Source organism: Candidatus Chordibacter forsetii, from assembly GCF_964187505.1.
In the GTDB taxonomy this organism is placed as follows: domain Bacteria; phylum Verrucomicrobiota; class Verrucomicrobiia; order Opitutales; family Seribacteraceae; genus Chordibacter; species Chordibacter forsetii.
In genome coordinates this window covers 1-3,111 of the sequence record NZ_CAXLML010000146.1, presented here as the reverse complement: position 1 = coordinate 3,111, position 3,111 = coordinate 1, and the positions used below count along the sequence as shown (strand labels likewise).

2 protein-coding genes and 1 pseudogene are annotated in these 3,111 nt (G+C 44.6%); 2 read left to right on the top strand and 1 reads right to left on the bottom strand.

Going from position 1 to position 3,111, the window contains the following annotated elements:
- A partial coding sequence (locus ACKPQ4_RS06355) for a glycogen/starch synthase (RefSeq protein WP_407680359.1) occupies nt 1-74 on the bottom strand: 74 nt, incomplete at its 3' end.
- A gap of 230 nt (nt 75-304) precedes the next feature.
- On the opposite strand from ACKPQ4_RS06355, the gene ACKPQ4_RS06350 reads away from it, so the two are divergent.
- Nucleotides 305-1,258, top strand: coding sequence for a PhoH family protein (locus tag ACKPQ4_RS06350; protein WP_407680358.1), 954 nt, complete (start codon nt 305-307; stop codon nt 1,256-1,258).
- 11 nt (nt 1,259-1,269) lie between these two features.
- Nucleotides 1,270-3,111: pseudogene (locus ACKPQ4_RS06345) on the top strand (hypothetical protein); the annotation flags it as partial.

The window sequence follows — 3,111 nt, the reverse complement described above, 5'->3', positions numbered from 1 at the left end:
CTTCCTACGACATCGCCCAAACCGCCTGTGCGAACGATGGGATTAACCTCAGGACTAACAAACAAAACTTTCATCAAAATTGTAAATTAAAAGATTGTTGATGAAGGATTGTTCTATTTTGGCAACTGGAAAGAAGCATTATGTCATGGGATTCCATGCTTGCGAACTCCCTGTAATAAACGATATTTTATAAGTTTGTTAAATTCTTTAATGATCCTCTTCTTCGAACGCTCGAGTTTATCTTCATCTAATTGATGACAATTTTCCCCTGAGCCCAATCCCAAATTAATCCATTGGTATAGCCATGCCTGATCGATCGATCGAATTTGAATCGGAACGTCAATTTCACAGGCTCTATGGGGAGGACCCAGAGAACTTGCTGGCAGTTGAAAAATCTCTCGCTGTCAAAGTAGTTGCCCGTGGAAACATCTTGCAGTTAGAGGGCGAGAAGCTCGGGCTTGATCGTTGTGAAGAGTTTTTTGCCCTATTGGAATCTGCAAAGGCACAGGGGTTCGCAAACGGAAAGTATGATTTTCTTCGTTTTTTGGAAAAAGTGGAATCCGGAAAAAGCCAAGAACTCAAAGATTTGTTGAACCGTCCCCTTCGATTACAAATAAGAAAGAAATCTGTCGTTCCGAGAAACCTTGGTCAGCGTAAGTTTTTAGACCTTATTCTTAAAAATGATCTGGTTTTTGGAATTGGACCAGCGGGCACAGGTAAGACTTTTCTGGCAATGATTGCTGCATTGCACGCCTTACTCGAGGGCGAGATCGAAAGGATTGTTCTTGCCCGACCTGCGGTTGAGGCAGGAGAGGCCCTTGGGTTTTTGCCGGGCGATTTGGAGGAAAAACTCCTGCCCTATCTTCGCCCTCTTTATGATGCAATGGATGAGGTGCTCGGGCCGGTAGAGGCTAGAAAACTTGTGGAGACCGGAGTGGTTGAGATTGCCCCCCTTGCTTACATGAGGGGTAGAACCTTAAGTAAATGTTTTGCCTTGCTTGATGAAGCTCAAAATACCACTCGTTCGCAAATGATGATGTTTCTTACCCGTCTTGGTGAAGGCAGTAAGATGGTGGTAACAGGCGACCTTACCCAAGTGGACTTGCCGGTAAAGCATGAATCCGGCTTAGTTGAGGCCAAACGAATATTAAGCAGGGTTGGTGGTCTGCATTTTCATGAATTTGATCATGGAGATGTTGTTAGACATCCATTAGTGGGTCGGATCATTGCCGCCTACGGTGCAAAAGATAGTCAATAATCGTTGTTCAAATGGCTAAGGAGGAAAAAAACGAAATTAATCGCAAAAGCGGCCGGTCGGGTGGTCGCCGTAGGCGGGTTTTAATAGACGATGAAAAAGCCTCGATTCCCACAGAAGGCATTGCTGCCTTTTGGAATAGTTGGGGCAAAAACCTTACTCAAACCTTGGTCTTCGGACTGACTATCATTTTAATTTGTTTTGTTGGGCAAGAACCTCCCGGGTTACGTACTTTAGGAGAAGTTGCTCCTGAAAATATTTACAGCGACCGAACCTTTAACTATCTGAGCGATGTGAGAAGGCAGGAAGCTGAGGAATGGATTAGGAGTAGCACGCCCAGAGAATTTACCCGCGATTTTGTTGGGGAAGAAAATTTTGCCAAAGCCATGGTTCGGTTGCGAGAGGGTATCGTTTCTGTATTGGAAATGCCTGATGTTTCCAGAGATATCGCCTTACAATCCCTAGCTGAGGAATTAAAGGTTAAATTTCAAGTTGTGCTTTCCGGGGGAGAAAGTCGTGCAATTCTTCTCTCATCAACCATGCAGGGCTATCCATTTTTTGATTTGGGTAACAAGTTACTTTCCCAATTGCATCTTACTGGGGTAGTAAAGTTTCCATCAATGGATCAAAAGTTTTTGGCTGAGTCCAATGCAACCTCTCGGATTAATACTCAAATGATCAGCTTCACTAATGAATTGGTTATCTACGATCGTTCAAAAGTAAATGCGCCGGATGATTTAGCGTCAGCGTTGTCCATTCAATATCCGATTTTATCAACCTTTATTCAGACCCTTGACGCCAATTATTCCGAAACGACTTCACTTGAGGATTTCGACACTTTAAAACTTGGGGAATTGGTCGAATTTTCAGATGATAATATATCTTTTGCCGCTCAAGAATTGCGTGATAGCTTGGCATCAAATTTAGGAGCTTTTTTGATCAAAGGTTTGAGGTTACGATCAATTGATCGTTCCGCTACGACGGCCGCTCAGAAAAGAGCAATTTCTGAGATGGAACCCACTGTGATTTCTGTTCGCGAAGGGGAAAATATATTGCGTAAGGGAGTGAAGGTAACTGCGGCAGACTTAGAAAAGTACCAGGAGTACCTCGACCTCGCCCTAAAGGATAGCGTGCTATTACCCAAGCGTATATTTGTGACATTTGTAACGCTTTTATTTGGAGTGGTTTATGTTCGCCTTGTGTTACCCAGTTTTTGGAAGGATGGTCCTCGGTCGAGTATTGTAGCCTTGAGTATTGTATCAAATTTGGCTGTTTCCCGATTTATTATGGAACTAGGAGAGACCGAGCTGTTCGGTGCCAGTCCAATCCTTATTGGATTGTTGCCTTACTTACTCCCCATCGCATTTGCTCCGATGGTTGTAATGATCACAGTTGGTCCGCGTATGGCGACACTCACGGCCATGATGACCTGTGTCTTTCATGCAGCCATGCAGGAAATTGGCATTGAAATGTTAGTAGGTTCCTTATGCACCGCCCTGGTTGGTGTCTATTTCTGTCGGGAAGTGCGCCTTCGTGGGAGTGTTCTAAAGGCTGGCACTATGGCTGGTCTGACGGGAGCTATTGTTGCTCTGGGAATTGGTTTTGCTTCGGGTAGTGGATGGATGAGCCCGGTTAACCATGCGCTTGCTTCTTTTGCAGTTTCGGTCTTTACAGGAGCTCTTGTTCTTGGGGCTATGCCGTTGATTGAAAATGCATTCAAGGTGGCCACCGATGCTACTCTCTTTGAATTAACAGACTATAATCATCCCTTGCTCCGCCGTATGCAAGTTGAGGCACCAGGAACTTACCACCATAGCCTAATGGTTGCGAATCTGGCCGAAGATGCTGCTCTGGAA

What these genes read in the sequence shown, in the direction of transcription:
- ACKPQ4_RS06350 (WP_407680358.1), top strand. Translation starts at nt 305, where the DNA reads ATGCCTGATCGATCGATCGAATTTGAATCGGAACGTCAATTTCACAGG.